This window comes from Jeotgalibacillus marinus (assembly GCF_040801915.1).
Taxonomy (GTDB): Bacteria; Bacillota; Bacilli; order Bacillales; family Jeotgalibacillaceae; genus Jeotgalibacillus; species Jeotgalibacillus marinus.
This window is the reverse complement of sequence record NZ_JBFMIA010000017.1, coordinates 20,347-36,025: the sequence shown is the minus strand read 5'-3', so window position 1 is coordinate 36,025 and position 15,679 is coordinate 20,347. Positions and strand designations below refer to the sequence as shown.

Genomic DNA, 15,679 nt, shown 5'->3' with positions numbered 1-15,679 from the left:
ATAAAGACGCACCGTTTTAAAAAAGTTGAATCGTTACACCCCTTTGGATATGATTTTCTAAAGGGGTGTTTTTATGGTGAAAAGAAGAAGAACATCTAACGTTGAAAGCCTCAATAATATTAACGTCGATTTAGTTGTAAGGTTAATAAATGGACAATTTCCCGAATGGTCTGATTTAGAGATCAGACCTGTAAAATTTAGTGGGAATGATAATAGAACTTTTCATTTAGGTGAACATATGAGTGTAAGGTTACCAAGTGCAGCATCCTATGTTCCCCAAGTGGAGAAAGAACAAATATGGCTACCAATATTAAACAAAGAACTTTCTTTACCAATTTCTACACCATTGGCTAAAGGTAATCCTAGTGAAGAATATCCATGGCCTTGGTCTATCAATAAGTGGTTAGAGGGTGAGACATTGTCTCAAAAGAATCTTAATGATCTTCATCAATTTGCAAGAGACTTGGGAACATTTTTAATTGAATTACAATCTATTGATGCTAGTGGGGGTCCTTTAGCTGGGAAGCATAATTTTTATAGAGGTGGATCTATAGCTGTATACGATGAAGAGTCTAGAGATGCAATTGAGAATAATAAAGATACTTTTAATGAACACTTATTGAAAGAAATTTGGGAACTGGCATTAGATTCTAAATGGGATTCAGAACCTGTTTGGGTTCATGGTGATATAGCACCAGGAAATATACTAGTTAAAGATGGAAGGCTTTGTGCAGTCATTGATTTCGGAATATTGGGTGTAGGAGATCCTGCTTGTGATGCTACAATGGCATGGACATTTTTTGATAAAAATAGTAGAAAGATATTCAAGAATGTATTAAATATGAAAGAAGAAACTTGGAACAGAGCAAGAGGATGGGCTCTATGGAAGGCTTTAATAACATACAATGGGTATAAAAATTCTAACAAAGCAATAGCAGAAGAATCATATAATGTTATTAATATAATCGTATATGATTACAAATCAGAGAAAATACAAGAATGATTTCGATCTTCAATTTTTACCTTATGGGAAATTCGTTAAAATGAGCAAACTTATTTTATAAAGAGGAGGTTATTGCTTAACGAGATATAACTGTTTGAGAACTTGTTTTGATCAACCTTTTTCAAAACGGGCTCTTTTTCCCCTTTGGATATGGTTATCTGGATGGATGAATGAATAACTCCGTATGCAAATTATGGGGATTTGAAATAATCAGGTAACGGGTAGGGTAGTTGGATACGGAATATAGTTATTTAAGTTGGCATTTTTCGGAGGGGTCGAAAATAATGATAAAAAGTGATGAGCTTTTATTAAGAAGTATGAAACCCGATGATTATACTCTAATGGTGAAGTGGTTGAATGATTCAAGGATTTTGGAGTTCTATGGAGATTCTCCTTTGAGCTTAGATGAAGTGATCTCAAAATATAGTCCAAGAGTGGAAGGGAAGCATTACGTCAAACCTTTCATCTTAGAATATAAAAATGAACCAATAGGCTATATACAATGTTACAAAATAACAGAAGCTGAATATAAAGCTTATGACTATTCAGAGAACGAAAACATATTTGGAATAGACCAATTCATAGGGGAAGTAGAACATTGGAATAAAGGGATTGGAACGTTGCTTGTTACTCTTATTGTTAACTACTTAGTTGAACATAAAAAAGCAGACAGGGTAGTTATGGACCCTCAAATAAGAAATACGAGGGCAATAAGATGTTATGAGAAGTGTGGTTTTGAAAAAGTTAAAATTCTTCCTAAACGTGAGCTTCACGAAGGAGAATATCAGGATTGTTGGTTGATTGAGTACAAAAATTGATTTACGTCTACTTAAATTATGGTGGCTATACTCGAGTACCAGTACATCATGAATACTCAAGAATGGTCTTCTTTAAAGGGCGCTTTATTGGAATAGAGATTTTTAGTGATAATAGTTGAAAGGAGTGAAGACAATGAAAAGGTCAAATCAAACTATTGATGAAAATAGTAGTTTCGAAGTAGTACAAGAGGTTTTAAAACAATACGTAACTATTTCTGAAGATGGAGTTCATTTTAATACGGAAAAAGCAATAGAAGATGGACAGTCTGAGTTTGTGATGGAAACAGGGAAACTTATGAATCAATTAGATCAAGAATATGATTCTTCAGGAATTCCTATACCTATTTGGGGAAATTGGTGCGGACCAGGACATGGTGGCGGAACGCCTAAAGACCTTTTAGACAAGGCTTGTATGTGCCATGACTTAGATTATGCTAAATACGGTTATTTCGATTGTGATAGTGACCTTCGTTTAATAACAAGAATTATAACTTGGTATGATGACATGGGTGTTCTAGAAAAGATGATGGCTATTAATGTAGTCTTTTATTTTAAATCTCAAAGGTTGGTTTATGGGTGTCAATAAAGTATAAAAGGTGGTAGAAATGAAAGACACAGGTTTAAAAAAATTTAAAAATCTATCTTTAGCCTGTTTTATAATCTGTATTTTGGTTTGGCTTCCAAATTTATTTTTTCAATTACCTAGTCCTTTATTTATGCTTACGTTTGTATTAGGTCCAATAGGAATTGCATTTGCAGTGATGGTAAAGAGTTATTGACTTATCATTGGCAATACAATCATGTTTTTTAGCTTTTTATATTTATGGGACTTGGATATTTCATTAACTCAAGATTATGAATAACCTCCATTTTTGAAGGCCTTTTTTGGTCATCCTCACACATAGTCTGAAAAATCCATATGGATAAATCCACATAGAATGAAAAAATTTAAACAAAGTAATTTCACAACGGTAGGAGATTTAGCAGAAGCTAAAAGCATTGTTCTAAAGCATATACAGATGTGTCTTTTGAATTGTGATTTTATTCTATTCGAGAACACTTCCATAAATTAGTCATAACATAAATACATATCCAATACTGTATGAGCGAAGACAGGAGGATTTTCATGTTTTCTCTTTACTGGACTGGAAGTATGACGTGGAATGTTCCTTTATTAGTGAGTTTAGTACTTGTAGGCATTGTTTATCTTATATTCTTTATAAACTTTACCGGGGGAAAGCTTCCTCTTATGCAAGCGTTTCTCTTTTATTTAGGATTAGTTTTGATATACATTCCTACAGGAAGTCCCTTATCTACTTTCAGCCATTTATCATTCACGGTTCATATGATTTATATGAGTATTCTTTTCTTTATTGTGCCGCCTTTGATATTAGGTGGAATTCCTAAAATCTTTCAAGAACAGGTCAAGGCAATGTTCCTGTTAAAAGGAAAGCTTCGATTTATAATTTCCCCTATAACCTCTCTCATCATATTTGCTTGTATGTTCTTGTTATATCATCTGCCTTTTATGTTTCAGATCTTTTTGCAACAGCCTTCTCTCCATAGTGGGTATGTTCTTCTGATGTTTTTATTATCATTTAATGTATGGAGTCCATTGGTGACCTCAGATAGGTCGGATAAAAAGAAACGTTATGCATTTCTAAGCGGACTTATTCTGATGCCTGCCTGTATTTTATTTGTCCTTAATGGTTTTATGGGGAAGTTGAGTTATCCATTCCTTGTTGATTTTGCTGCTCTTTGTATGCCTACTGAGGCTGGTTCTTTTACCTTATTCCCCTCGTGGTATAATACTCAGATTGATCAAATTGTGGCAGGAGTGATCATGATGGTAATTCACAAGTTCGGAATTATGATCACATTTATGATTGGAAATCAAATTAAGTAAGATCATTATTTTGGTTAATCTATAGATACGAGAAAGATGTATAAAAAGGATAGATAAAGCAAATAAAACCTGCTTTAATCTATCCTTTACTTTTACTTTATTTTCTTCACGCTAAGTACTTCCTTTTGATTAAATTGCTTTTGCTTGGAGGTCAACGTTTATATTTCCTTTTGTTGCTTTGGAGTATGGACAAACGGTGTGAGCTGTGTTTACGAGCTGTTCAGCTTCTTCTTGTGTGACGCCTTTAATATCGACCTTCATGTTGACGGATAAACCGAAACCACCATCTGTGTCTTTTCCAATAGAAACTTCTGCTGTTACTTCACTTTCAATTTTCTTACGTTCTTGGCGAGCAACTAAGTTTAGTGCTGAATCAAAGCATGCAGAGTAACCCGCAGCAAATAATTGTTCCGGGTTTGTTCCGTTTCCACCAGCTCCGCCTAACCCTTTTGGCATTGAAAGAGAAAAATCAATGATACCATCTGAAGAAGTTACTTTTCCTTGACGTCCGCCTCCTGAAGTTGTGGCACTTGCCGTATATAATGCATCCATGTTTTTTCCTCCTACATTTAAGTTGTCGTTACGTTTCATTTGGTACAGAAAAAGCTCTTAATTAAATTATCCAGTTAACATTTTTTAATACCTTTATCAGGTACTTAGTGTGCTTTATTCTCGCCGGTCGCTATCACCAGCGCAGTCGCTAATTTTGTATGATAAAATGTGATAAAAGAGCTGAAAGTAGGTGCCGTAATGACTGTTGAAGAAATGATGAAAACATTAGAGAGTTTAGGTTCCGAACAAACAAGAAAAACATATTTTCGCCACGGAGCAAAAGAGCCTGTTTTTGGTGTCAAGGTTGGAGATCTGAAGAAGCTTGTCAAGCATGTGAAAAAAGATCAGGAATTAGCACTTGCTCTATATGAAACAGGAAATCATGATGCGATGTATTTAGCTGGGCTTAGTGTTAACCCGAAGTTGATGCCTAAAGAGCGTTTGCAACAGTGGGTAAATAACGCTTATTGGTACAGTCTAGCCGAGTATACGGTTGCAGGTGTTGCTGCAGAGAGTGATTTTGCATTAGAACTTGCACGGGAATGGATAGAATCTGATAAAGAAATGGTAGCTTCCTGTGGGTGGAGTACCTATGCGAATTATCTTTCCATTACGCCTGACGAAGAACTCAATTTGGCAGAAATCCGTCAACTTATGACACGAGTAGCGAGTACCATTCATGAGGAGAAGAACCGTGTACGATATACGATGAATGCATTTGTTATTTGTATAGGTAGTTCAATTAAGAGTTTATATGATGAATCAATACAGGTCGCAGAAAAGATCGGTAAGGTACATGTCGATGTTGGTCAAACAGCATGTAAAGTACCATTTGCCCCGCAATACCTTGAAAAAATTGAGGCTAAAGGAAAAGTCGGAGTAAAGCGTAAAACATGCATCTGTTAACAACAAATAACCAAAGAAAATCTGCCAACATCGGCAGATTTTTTAAATTTTTTTGAGAGAATTTTAATCATTCTGAAAAAAAGTTGCGCCGTTTTACCCCTTTGGATATCATTATCTAAAGGGGTGTTTTTTATGGTGAAAAGGAAAAGAATATTTAACGTTGATAAATGGATTTTAGGTATTGGTGCAGACTATAGCCAAAGGTTCAAGATCTTCTAGTTGAAGATCAACAAAAATAAAAAATGAAAGACAACATGAATTTCTATCAGATATGGAAAAAAACTACTTTTATTTGTTAGAATATTTAGATTTTAATATAGATATAAGAGAGCAATACCCCTCTGACGTTAGAATGTACGGTATTAATTAGTTGAAGAATTAAGGATAGAGCACTCAAACTTACATTATAAGGAGATAACATATGAGAACAGCATATACAAATGGAAAATTTATTACTGTAAATGGACAAAATCAAGTTATTGAAGATGGTGTAATGGTTGTCGAAGACGGTAAAATTCATTCTATTGGAGAAAAAAGTAATGTGGTGATTCAAAATGTTGATCATACTGTTGATTTATGTGGAAAATGGGTTCTTCCTGGTCTAATTAATGCACATGCCCATACGCATATGACTATTTTACGTGGTATAGGTGACGATATGCAGTTGAAGGAATGGCTTGAGACGAGAGTTTGGCCGGCTGAAGGGCGATATACGACAGAGACTTCTAAGTGGAGTACGGCTCTAGGAATTGTAGAGATGTTAAAGTCAGGGACAACCATGTTTTCTGATATGTTTAATCCGATGAACATTGACGCGGACGAGATTGCCTCTTTTATTGGTGAAACGGGGATTCGGTCTGTTTTTTCTCGAACATTATTTAGTTTTGGCTCAGAAGAAGAACAACGCGAATCGGTTAAACAGTCTGAACGGTTTGCTGAGAAATGGAAGAGTGCGGCGAATGGAAGGTTATCAACAATGGTCGCTCCTCATGCACCTTATACTTGTACAACGAGGATGCTAGAAGAAGCAATTCGAATTGCAGATGACCATTCTCTACCAGTCCATATTCATGCATCGGAAAGTACTCAAGAAGTACAAAAGAGTATAGATGATTATGGAAAACGGCCAGTAGCTTATTTACAGCAGATCGGCATGTTTAATCAACCAACTGTAATTGCTCACGGTGTTCATTTAAATCAAGAAGATCTAGGTATATTAGCGGAAAATAATGTTGCGATTGCTCATAACCCAGTAAGTAATTTGAAACTAGGTTCAGGTATTGCCAACGTTCCTGAAATACTTAAGCGTAGCATTCAGGTCGGAATTGGGACAGACAGTGTAGCCTCTAATAATAACTTAGACATGTTCCAAGAGTTACGATTTGCTGCTTTATTACAAAAAGGTGTACATGAAGATGCAAGGCTTATGTCAGCAGAAACAGTCTTAAGACTAGCTACGATTGAAGGAGCACACGTAATTCGCCAGCCGCAACTCGGATCATTAGAACCAGGGAAAGAAGCTGATTTTATCACTATAAATCCGAAAGATAAATCGCATCTACAACCAGAAGACTATGCAGTCTCTCATATCGTTTATTCTGCTTCCGGTCAAGACGTTTCCGATGTATACGTACAAGGAAAGGCACTCGTGCTGAACGGCACATGCCAAACAATCGATGAAGAAAAAGTCCTATTCGAAGCAAAGCGTCTATTCAAACAGTTGAGTGAGTCCGTCCAGTAAGGTATAGCTACCCGCCTAGAATTTCTGGGGGGGTATTTTTTTCATTAACTTGATTATCAAGGAGGTCATCTACACAACCTTTACACGGAGGATCATGAGATACTCTCATTTGTGTATCTCTTTTTATAAAAAGAATTAATCACTGTCGAATGTGGCAATAATATTTAAGGCATATTATTAAGAGTTTGTTTGATTATTTTTTTCAAATGGCTATACTTTTGATCAAACATATAAGTTACTGAATGGAAATATAAAAAAGTAAATAAAGTAAAACGAATGATAGAGGTGATATAGAATGTTAGAACGTTCTATGGAAAAGACAAGACGATTAGAAGAAGGAAAGGGCGTGATTTAAAGGAGAGCATTCATTGTTGGTAGCTCTTCTAATTAAAGCAAAAGGAGAATATTAAAATGAATGAATATAAAAGTATTGTTAGTGATGGTTTTGAATTGAATATTTGTATAAAAGGGACTGGCAAGCCAGTATTAGTAGTAGGTAGCAGTGTATATTACCCTCGCTTATACTCAGAAGAATTATTTCGAGATTTCCAATTTGTTTTCATGGATCATAGGGGTTTTGTGAGACCACCTAGAAAACTTGTACCAGAAGACTATACACTAGATAAAATTCTCTCAGATATTGAAAAAGTACGATTGACGTTAAATTTAACAGAAATCGTTATTCTAGGTCATTCCGGTCATGCCTTTATGGCATTGGAGTATGCAAAAAAATATCCTGACAACATTGATAAAATTATGTTATTAAATGCTGCTCCAACAAATAGTAAGAAAAGACAAGAGGGCAGTAATTTATTCTTTAATCAAGATGCCATTAAAGAAAGAAAAGATGTACTAACTAAAGGTATGGCATTATTACAAAGTGATATTGAAGAAGATCCTGAAAGAAGATTTGTGCATATGTGCTTACGAATGGGAGCAATGAGCTTTTATGATTACAACTTTGATGCTTCTTATTTGTGGAAAGGCGTTTTTACCAATATGGAAATCATAGATTATTTATGGGGAGATGCTTTTGCCAAAATAGATATTACAGAGGGTTTAAATGAATTAAATAAACCGATCCTTGTAGGTCTAGGAAGGTTTGATTACTTAGTTGCTCCAACTACTCTGTGGGAACCAATTATTTCTAATTTCCCTCAAATAAAAAAAGTTGTCTTTGAAAAAAGTGGTCACAATCCAATGCTTGAAGAAGAAACTCACTTTAATGAGGTATTAACTAATTTCATAATAAAGCAAAATTAACATTTATATTTTTGAATTTTGAGTGAGTTGTAATAGTTCCAAATATCTAAATTTGAAAAATCCGCTTAAGGCTTTTCGCACGTATGATTTTTCTGAAGTTAACCAAGGTGTTACTCCTATGACAATATGGTTTGGAGATGAATTCACAGATTAATCGCAAAGAAAAATAGGTACGAGTAAGTGTCTTCTCTACCCTAGATATCGTTATCCTCAGACGCAGTTTTTTGTCTAAACAAACGTCTGAATCAAGTTGAGACGAAATCAAAGAAGGACGCGGTACGCATAGGTGAGATTATAAACTGCGGTTAATCATCCTATATTTCCTTTTTTCATTACTACAGAAGTAATTAACAAAACGTAATATTTTTGCTATACTGGGCGAGTGCCTATGGGTGTATGCTCTTTTTTTAGGTTATACGTACCTGAACAATATAAATATAAGCTAGTAATGATATTACTGTTTTTATTGTAGTTTTATACTCGCTTTATTTTTATGGAGAATCTAAAACGAAACTTAAAATAAAATTGTCTTTTGAGGGCGAGGTCCCTTTTAATATCTCCTAGTTTATAGGTGAGCGTTAAAAATAAGTATACTAAGGATTACAGCGTTTTCCTGGCTACTACTACCTTCATTTATATTACTTCCTATACCGTGGTATTTTATGTTCTTATCAGTGGAAGATAAAAATAAAGTTTGATCGTTTGTAAAAATTATTGATCAAAATATTATAAAAAAGCATATTAGAATTTTCCTGCAAAATGTGAGTGATTTATATTATAATAAATTTTATTTTTTAGAACAAGATCCAAGATATTGAACATTTTCTCGAGGTAGTAACGGAAGATCAAGATTCGGAATTGGGGCATGGCCTTGTTTAAATAAATCTGCTAGCCATTACAAGAAGCATGTGACTGAAGAAGTTATTGGTACGAGAGTTTTAATCCAACTCTCCTACCGGTACCTTTTATTGTTCATGTGGCTTTATTATGCGAGAAAAGGTCCTGATAAGTCACTGAGGATTTATATCGTATCGGTAGAATCAAAGCCTTTAGCAGCGCAGCGTGCGGCAAACTAAATAAAGGATTAGAGGCGGAACAAACGTATATAGTATAAGAGCTATGGCAAGAATGTTGGGAGAGGCTCCAAAACAATTTAGAAGCGTTTGCTTCCAGAGGAAGGCAAATTTGAAAATAGCATTGATAGTGCTCCTGCACAATTAAGGCTATACCGACAGACAATCCTGAAAGATATAAGTTCACACCCGATTACTCAAGAAAAGCAATTTGCAAGCTTTGTCCTAAAGAATACATGTATCCTTACCGCCATGCAAGAATGGTTATTTGAACAGTTACTTGTCAAGTAGCCTTTATTGTTGGATAGACCAATCGGGAGAGGGATTTTCAAGGTGAGAAATCATAGTATTTCCTTAAGTTAAAGACTTATATAACTTAGATAAAGTAAAAATAATACATCGGAGGCTTTTATGAAAATGGATATATCTGTGATAATCCCAACTTATAACGTTGAGAGATTCATTGAAGAAGCATTGTTTTCAATAGTTGATCAAACCTTTAAAGGTAAAGTAGAAATTATTATTATTGATGATTGTTCCACTGATAATACACTTGAAATAATCGAAGACTTTAAAAAAAATCATCGTGATTTTCCTATTCAAATATTTGAACAAGAGAAAAATATGCGACAAGGAACGGCTCGTAATCGTGGGCTAAGAATAGCAAAGGGTAAATATGTGTTTTTTGTAGATGGTGATGATTTTTTAGATTTAAACACTTTAGAAACAATGTTTCATAAAGCAGAAGGAATGTCGTGTGATTTTGTAGTCTGTGATTGGGCTTACTACTATGAAGATAGAGGTTTGGTGTATGTAAATAATGATAAATTTTTATTTACTGATCTGTTACAAGAAGAAAAATGTGAAAGTTTACTAGCTGCTACTACTTATTTTTCGGTAAATAAATTGTACAATAGAGAATTTCTTCTGCAAAACGAAATTAAGTATGGAGAGGGTTATATTTACGAAGATTTTGAATTTTATGTTGAAGTGGCTCAAAAAGCAAATAAAGTAGGGATTGTACAAAATCCGTATTATAGAGTCAGAGTCAATGAATTTTCTACTACCAAAACAGATAGAAAAACAATGATTCATATTGAATCTTTAATAAAATCAGTAGAAAATACTGTTCGAAAATTTGAACCAAGATCAAATGCTTCTTTTTATCAACTTTATAAATACATCATAAAGAAAACAATGGCTTATGTTAAACATAGAGCCCCATTTGGACAAAAAAGGAAAACAGTAAAAAGGATAGTTTCTATTCTTAACAAAAAGAGTCGAGACTATCCTGTTCCAAGAAAAGTCGTACCCTTATATTATTTTTATTTTAAAAGAAAATACGTACAAAATAATAAAATTAATAGAATCTTTTTGATCGACATGATGCATCGTAAAGGGTATTTAGAACCATTGGTTTCCATAACATCGAAATTTAAACATACTCTATTAAAAGTTAAAGTGATGTCGAATTTAAACCAAAAGAGACTCGTTCGTAAAAAACAAAAGGTGATTCAACAAAATGCAAATTTACAGATCGACAACAAAGTCATCCTGTTTTTGGGGTTTGATTACAAATATGTAGGAAATTCAAAATACTTTTTTGATTTTTTAAGTGAAAATAATAAAAAAGGTTATAAATGTTATTTTGTAACACGAAATAAAAAAGTACCTTATCCATACCGAATTGCGCCGAGAAGTTTGAATTTCTTCAAAGTTTTATCGCAGGCGAAAATTGTAATATCTGAAAGCTGGGTACCACTCGATTTCAAAAAGAAAGAAGGACAAGAATGGATACAGCTTTGGCACGGGACACCATTTAAAAAGTTATTTTTTGACAGTCACGAACGTTACATTTCCAAATTTAATATAAATCACAAACGAAATAAACAACAAGATATTGCAAAATGGGATTATGTACTGGCAGATTCAAGAGTTGGAAAAGAAAAATTATCCTCTGCTTTTGCCTACGAAAAAGATAAAATTCTTAATTACGGTTATCCCAGAGTTCAATGGTTACAGGATAATCAGGATAATAAAGATTTGAAAAAAGACATTAAAGAAAAATTAGGTATCCAACCAAATAAAAAAGTAATTTTGTATGTTCCGACATGGAGGGATTACAATTACAAACAAAAGAATCTTGATCTTGATTACTTGTTAGACATAGAAAGTTTAGGAAATGGTCTTCAAGATGAATATGTTATTCTGAATAAGCAACACAGTATGGGGAAATTTACAACAAATGATCAATTTGTTATAACGCCAGATAAACATATTGAAGTGCAACAACTAATACTAATTTCCGATGTTATAATTAGTGATTATTCTTCTATTATTTTTGACGGTATGGCTATCGATATCCCGTTTTATCTTTATATAAACGATTTTGATAAATATCAAGAAGCAAGAGGTGTTTATGAAGATATTCATGAAGTATTAAAGCCTTTTTATGTAGAAGATAAAAATGAATTGATAGAAAAAATTAAAACAAATAATGAAAGTTATAATAATGAACAATATAAAATAGCTAAAAAATTACTTAGTAATGTAAATGACATGGATTCTTATAATGAATTACAAAATAAAATAAATGCAATTACAAATAAGTAATGTTTAAGATTATAGATAGAATGCCTTGCATTTTGATCAATCTTTTTTCTCAAAAAGCTCTTGAATACTTGGTAAATCAACAGTAGTTGTAGATTTGAGATCAGTTTGATCATTGTAATCACCTCTTTAGATAACGTTATCTGAAGAGGTGATTTTTTTGTCTAAACGAAAACTGTTGAATCAAATAGAGAAGAAAATCTGCAAATTATGAACCATTGTTAACCATTCACCGTTGGAATAAAAGAATGAATAAATAAACAAACAAACGTATCATAATAAAAACCCTAAGAGAATTATTCTCTTAGGGATTCAATAGTAAGAACTGTTCATGATCCACGCCTTCTTTTTCAGGTATATCGGAAGCTTCTGACATTTTTTTGATAGAGAAATAGACCCACAGCTGACGAATAAGACCCCACTTATTAAAGGGGGTCCATTAAATCACCTCATTAACGAAACCAACAACGCTTTTTGCGCATGAAGACGGTTTTCAGCTTCTTGAAACACAACAGAGTGGGGACCCTCTAAAACGGCTGTTGTCACTTCTTCTTCACGGTGTGCAGGAAGACAGTGCATGAAAATAAAGTTTGGGTTTGCATGACTTATCAACTCATCATTTACTTGATAATCTGTAAAATGTTTCATGCGTTCAAGCGTTTCTTGTTCCTGTCCCATGCTCGCCCAGACGTCGGTATATACAACATCACTACCTTCAATCGCTTCAACTGGATCTTCGATAATGTCAATTTTAGCACCTGTTTGACTAGCAATCATTTGTGCAAGTTCGACCATTTCTGGTTTTGGAAAATAAGCAGCAGGAGCGGCGATCGTACAATCCATACCTACTTTAGCAGCACCAATCATCAGTGAATGCGCCACATTATTGCCATCTCCAATATAAGTTAACTTTTTCCCACTAAACGTACCAAAGTGCTCGTAGATGGTCATCAAATCAGCGAGTATCTGACATGGATGGTAGTCATCAGTCAGTCCGTTGATCACTGGAACGGAACTATTTATGGCAAGCTCTTCAACCGTTGACTGATCAAAAGTACGAATCATAATACTATCTAAATAGCCAGATAACACGCGGGCGGTATCGGCAATCGTTTCGCCGCGGCCCATTTGGATATCTCGTGTGCTTAAATACATCGCATGACCTCCAAGATGAAGCATGCCAGCTTCAAACGATACACGCGTTCTGGTAGATGATTTCTCAAAAATCATACCAAGCACTTTGCCTTTTAACAGAGGGAGGTGCTTGTTTTCAGGTTTTTTTAATTCAATAGCTAAATAAATCAAGTCGAGAATCTCATTGGTCGAGTAATCTTTTAGTGATAACAAGTCTTTGTGGTTAATGGTTGGGATTATGGGATGGGTTGAATTCATGCTAACACTCCTTTGTGTGATGAGATTTGTTGTCCAAGTGTTCTTTGAAACGCTTTAACGGTTTCTAAGCGTGTCCATACGTGTAATCGATGAATCGCTGCTTGTTTGGCATCAGTTGCCGCTACATCCTCATTTAAATTGATGTACACTTTCTTATCTGAGTGTTCCATCCAATTTTCAAATGTGATGTTGTTGGATGAATAGGTTTTATAGCCAAACGATTCCCATGTTTTTGTGTCAATTAAACTGTATGAAGCAGCGTCAATGAATAGGCTTCCTCCTCCTGACCAAAGATCTTCAAGTTGCTGACTTGAGCCTACCAAAGCTCGATAAATTGCAACGTTTGGATCTGCGTGGCATGCAATTACTTCGCCCGTGGAGGTCATTACAGGCGAAAGTACAGGTGAAAGGTCTGGTAGTTTTACGTGTGAGAAAACAGGTGCTTTAACAGTAAATTGTCGTTGACCATTAAAGTGAGCCATGATGTTAAGCTCATCAAACGTTTTCCCGAGCATTAAGGCTGTTGCGTGTTGAACGAGGGCTACGTCTGTCACTTTGCTACTGATCGGTGCCGTTCGTGACGCACGTGGATTGATTTCAATTACGTATAGTCTGTTGTTTTGACAAACAAATTGAATGTTAAAAAGTCCAACAAAATTCATGTTCTTAGCAACATGCATGGAAACATCGCATACGTGATCAAGCATGTTAGCCTGCATTGTAAGTGGTGGCGTGATAGAAATGCTGTCTCCGGAATGGACGCCCGTACCTTCAATATGTTCAAACACAGCTGCTATCCAAGCACTCTTCCCATCAGTTAATACATCAACCTCAACTTCTTTTCCATCAATAAAACGGTCAACTAAAACAGGGAATTCAATTTGAGTAGTTGCTAAATAATCATCTAATTCTTGCTCGGTTTTAAGCAGGACCATTCCACTGCCACCAATTACATAAGAAGGACGCAGCAAAATAGGGTAACCAATACTTGATACAGCCTGCCAAATCTCTGCTTGTTGGTTCGCTATAAAGCCTGGAATGACGGGTAGGTCTATTGATTCCAAGAAAGAATAAAAGCGGTCACGGTCTTCCATTTGGTCAAGAATATCAGAAGTTGATCCTAGAATCGTAAACCCTGCGTCTTCAAGAGACTTCGCAACGTTGATCGACGTTTGTCCACCAAATTGAACAATCACTTGGTCAATCTCTTCAAAATCAAGCACATTTAAAATATCTTCAGTTGTCAAAGGCTCAAAATAAAGTGCGTCTGCAACCTCATAGTCTGTACTCACTGTCTCTGGGTTGTTGTTGATCAAGATTGCTTCATAACCTAGTTTTTGAAGTGCAATTACACTGTGAACACAGCAATAATCAAATTCAATTCCTTGTCCAATACGAATGGGACCTGATCCAATTACAGCCACTTTTTTAGCAGGAGAATGACGGGTATCTGATTTGCCGCTCCATGTTGAATAAAAATAATTTGTTTTTGCTTCAAATTCAGCTGCACACGTGTCTACCATGCGGAAGGAGGGTGTGATGTCCCATTCTTTACGTTGTTGCCTAATCAAGTGAGCTGGCACACGCCACAGTCTAGATAAATCAGCATCACTAAAGCCCATTTTTTTTGCCATGTGTAGACATTTTTTCGTTATTTCTGTCCAAGTGAATTCCTTCAGTTCTTTTTTCGTGTGAACAATTTTTTGCAATACAGATAGGAAGTAAGGGGAGATACCTGTTGCCTTCTGAATCGCACCAAGTGATGTTCCTCGCATAAATAGCTCCATTAATACAAAAAATCGACGATCATCAGCATCGGCTAGTAAGCCATGTAAGTCTTCATCACTACATGTAGACAGCGCAGGCAATCTAAATCCATCTAGCTTCAAATCAAGTGAACGAATCGCTTTTTGAAAAGCTGCTTCCATACTGCGTTCGATTGCCATTACTTCTCCAGTCGCTTTCATTTGTGTGCCTAGTCTTCGGTTGGCTTGTGAGAATTGATCAAATGGCCAACGTGGAATTTTCACCGTTACATAGTCAAGTGCTGGCTCGAAACTTGCGTAAGTCGTACCTGTGACTGGATTTTTTAATTCCTCATCACCTCGAAAAAATAAGATAAGACAGATTATAATAATGTATAAAAATAAATGCAACAATATTTCATCGATTTAATAATATGAGTTTTTAAAACATAGTAATCACAGAGATACGGAATTTCGAATGATCCATTTTTAAATGCGCTAAGCAACTTTTCATGTAAATATTTTTGTAAGGACAGTCTGTCACACGCCAATTTTGATGCAGTGTAAATGAGATGAAACAAGATGAAGTGAACGTTTTCTCGTTATTTTTTGACTAAAAACATCCACTTTTCCTTTTAGTGAAGGTGGATGTTTTTTGTTTTGTACGAAA

Annotated in this window: 11 protein-coding genes; 8 read left to right on the top strand and 3 right to left on the bottom strand. The window is 35.0% G+C overall.

What is annotated here, in order from left to right; all coding sequences use genetic code 11:
* Window positions 1-73 precede the first annotated feature (73 nt).
* From AB1471_RS13900 to AB1471_RS13885, 4 genes are all read left to right on the top strand, one after another.
* A complete protein-coding gene (locus AB1471_RS13900; RefSeq protein ID WP_367780372.1) occupies window positions 74-1,003 on the top strand; it encodes an aminoglycoside phosphotransferase family protein in 930 nt (309 codons plus the stop codon).
* 284 nt (window positions 1,004-1,287) lie between these two features.
* Window positions 1,288-1,821: a GNAT family N-acetyltransferase gene (locus AB1471_RS13895; protein ID WP_367780371.1), complete on the top strand. Its 534-nt coding sequence runs from the start codon at window positions 1,288-1,290 to the stop codon at window positions 1,819-1,821.
* A gap of 133 nt (window positions 1,822-1,954) precedes the next feature.
* On the top strand, window positions 1,955-2,407 hold the full coding sequence (locus AB1471_RS13890) for a phospholipase A2 family protein (RefSeq protein WP_367780370.1): 453 nt from the start codon (window positions 1,955-1,957) through the stop codon (window positions 2,405-2,407).
* Between the two features lie 540 nt (window positions 2,408-2,947).
* Window positions 2,948-3,727, top strand: a complete 780-nt coding sequence (locus AB1471_RS13885) for a cytochrome c oxidase assembly protein (RefSeq protein WP_367780369.1) — start codon at window positions 2,948-2,950, stop codon at window positions 3,725-3,727.
* Between the two features lie 129 nt (window positions 3,728-3,856).
* Here the strand turns inward: AB1471_RS13885 and AB1471_RS13880 are convergent, their stop codons facing one another.
* Complete coding sequence (locus tag AB1471_RS13880) at window positions 3,857-4,279, bottom strand: organic hydroperoxide resistance protein (protein ID WP_367780368.1); 423 nt, start codon at window positions 4,277-4,279, stop codon at window positions 3,857-3,859.
* A gap of 198 nt (window positions 4,280-4,477) precedes the next feature.
* Between AB1471_RS13880 and AB1471_RS13875 the strand changes: the two genes are divergently transcribed.
* The 4 genes from AB1471_RS13875 to AB1471_RS13860 all read left to right on the top strand — a co-directional run bounded on the left by AB1471_RS13875 (window position 4,478) and on the right by AB1471_RS13860 (window position 11,875).
* Window positions 4,478-5,185: a DNA alkylation repair protein gene (locus AB1471_RS13875; protein ID WP_367780367.1), complete on the top strand. Its 708-nt coding sequence runs from the start codon at window positions 4,478-4,480 to the stop codon at window positions 5,183-5,185.
* 421 nt (window positions 5,186-5,606) lie between these two features.
* On the top strand, window positions 5,607-6,926 hold the full coding sequence (locus tag AB1471_RS13870; protein WP_367780366.1) for an amidohydrolase family protein: 1,320 nt from the start codon (window positions 5,607-5,609) through the stop codon (window positions 6,924-6,926).
* A gap of 411 nt (window positions 6,927-7,337) precedes the next feature.
* Complete coding sequence (locus tag AB1471_RS13865) at window positions 7,338-8,189, top strand: alpha/beta fold hydrolase (protein WP_367780365.1); 852 nt, start codon at window positions 7,338-7,340, stop codon at window positions 8,187-8,189.
* Window positions 8,190-9,673: 1,484 nt separating this feature from the next.
* Window positions 9,674-11,875 (top strand): bifunctional glycosyltransferase/CDP-glycerol:glycerophosphate glycerophosphotransferase, encoded by a 2,202-nt coding sequence (locus tag AB1471_RS13860; protein ID WP_367780364.1) that lies wholly within the window; start codon window positions 9,674-9,676, stop codon window positions 11,873-11,875.
* A gap of 441 nt (window positions 11,876-12,316) precedes the next feature.
* Here the strand turns inward: AB1471_RS13860 and argF are convergent, their stop codons facing one another.
* Both argF and carB read right to left on the bottom strand, forming a co-directional pair.
* Window positions 12,317-13,264 (bottom strand): ornithine carbamoyltransferase, encoded by a 948-nt coding sequence (gene argF, locus AB1471_RS13855; RefSeq protein WP_367780363.1) that lies wholly within the window; start codon window positions 13,262-13,264, stop codon window positions 12,317-12,319.
* The gene (carB, locus tag AB1471_RS13850; RefSeq protein ID WP_367780362.1) at window positions 13,261-15,420 is read right to left on the bottom strand and encodes a carbamoyl-phosphate synthase large subunit; all 2,160 of its coding nucleotides are present in this window, start codon (window positions 15,418-15,420) and stop codon (window positions 13,261-13,263) included. The genes argF and carB overlap by 4 nt, the downstream gene beginning before the upstream one ends.
* Between the last annotated feature and the right edge of the window lie 259 nt (window positions 15,421-15,679).

Excerpts from the sequence above, each read along its gene's own strand:
- AB1471_RS13900 (WP_367780372.1), top strand. The coding sequence starts at position 74 with ATGGTGAAAAGAAGAAGAACATCTAACGTTGAAAGCCTCAATAATATT.
- AB1471_RS13895 (WP_367780371.1), top strand. The coding sequence starts at position 1,288 with ATGATAAAAAGTGATGAGCTTTTATTAAGAAGTATGAAACCCGATGAT.
- AB1471_RS13890 (WP_367780370.1), top strand. The coding sequence starts at position 1,955 with ATGAAAAGGTCAAATCAAACTATTGATGAAAATAGTAGTTTCGAAGTA.
- AB1471_RS13885 (WP_367780369.1), top strand. The coding sequence starts at position 2,948 with ATGTTTTCTCTTTACTGGACTGGAAGTATGACGTGGAATGTTCCTTTA.
- AB1471_RS13880 (WP_367780368.1), bottom strand. The coding sequence starts at position 4,279 with ATGGATGCATTATATACGGCAAGTGCCACAACTTCAGGAGGCGGACGT.
- AB1471_RS13875 (WP_367780367.1), top strand. The coding sequence starts at position 4,478 with ATGACTGTTGAAGAAATGATGAAAACATTAGAGAGTTTAGGTTCCGAA.
- AB1471_RS13870 (WP_367780366.1), top strand. The coding sequence starts at position 5,607 with ATGAGAACAGCATATACAAATGGAAAATTTATTACTGTAAATGGACAA.
- AB1471_RS13865 (WP_367780365.1), top strand. The coding sequence starts at position 7,338 with ATGAATGAATATAAAAGTATTGTTAGTGATGGTTTTGAATTGAATATT.
- AB1471_RS13860 (WP_367780364.1), top strand. The coding sequence starts at position 9,674 with ATGAAAATGGATATATCTGTGATAATCCCAACTTATAACGTTGAGAGA.
- argF (WP_367780363.1), bottom strand. The coding sequence starts at position 13,264 with ATGAATTCAACCCATCCCATAATCCCAACCATTAACCACAAAGACTTG.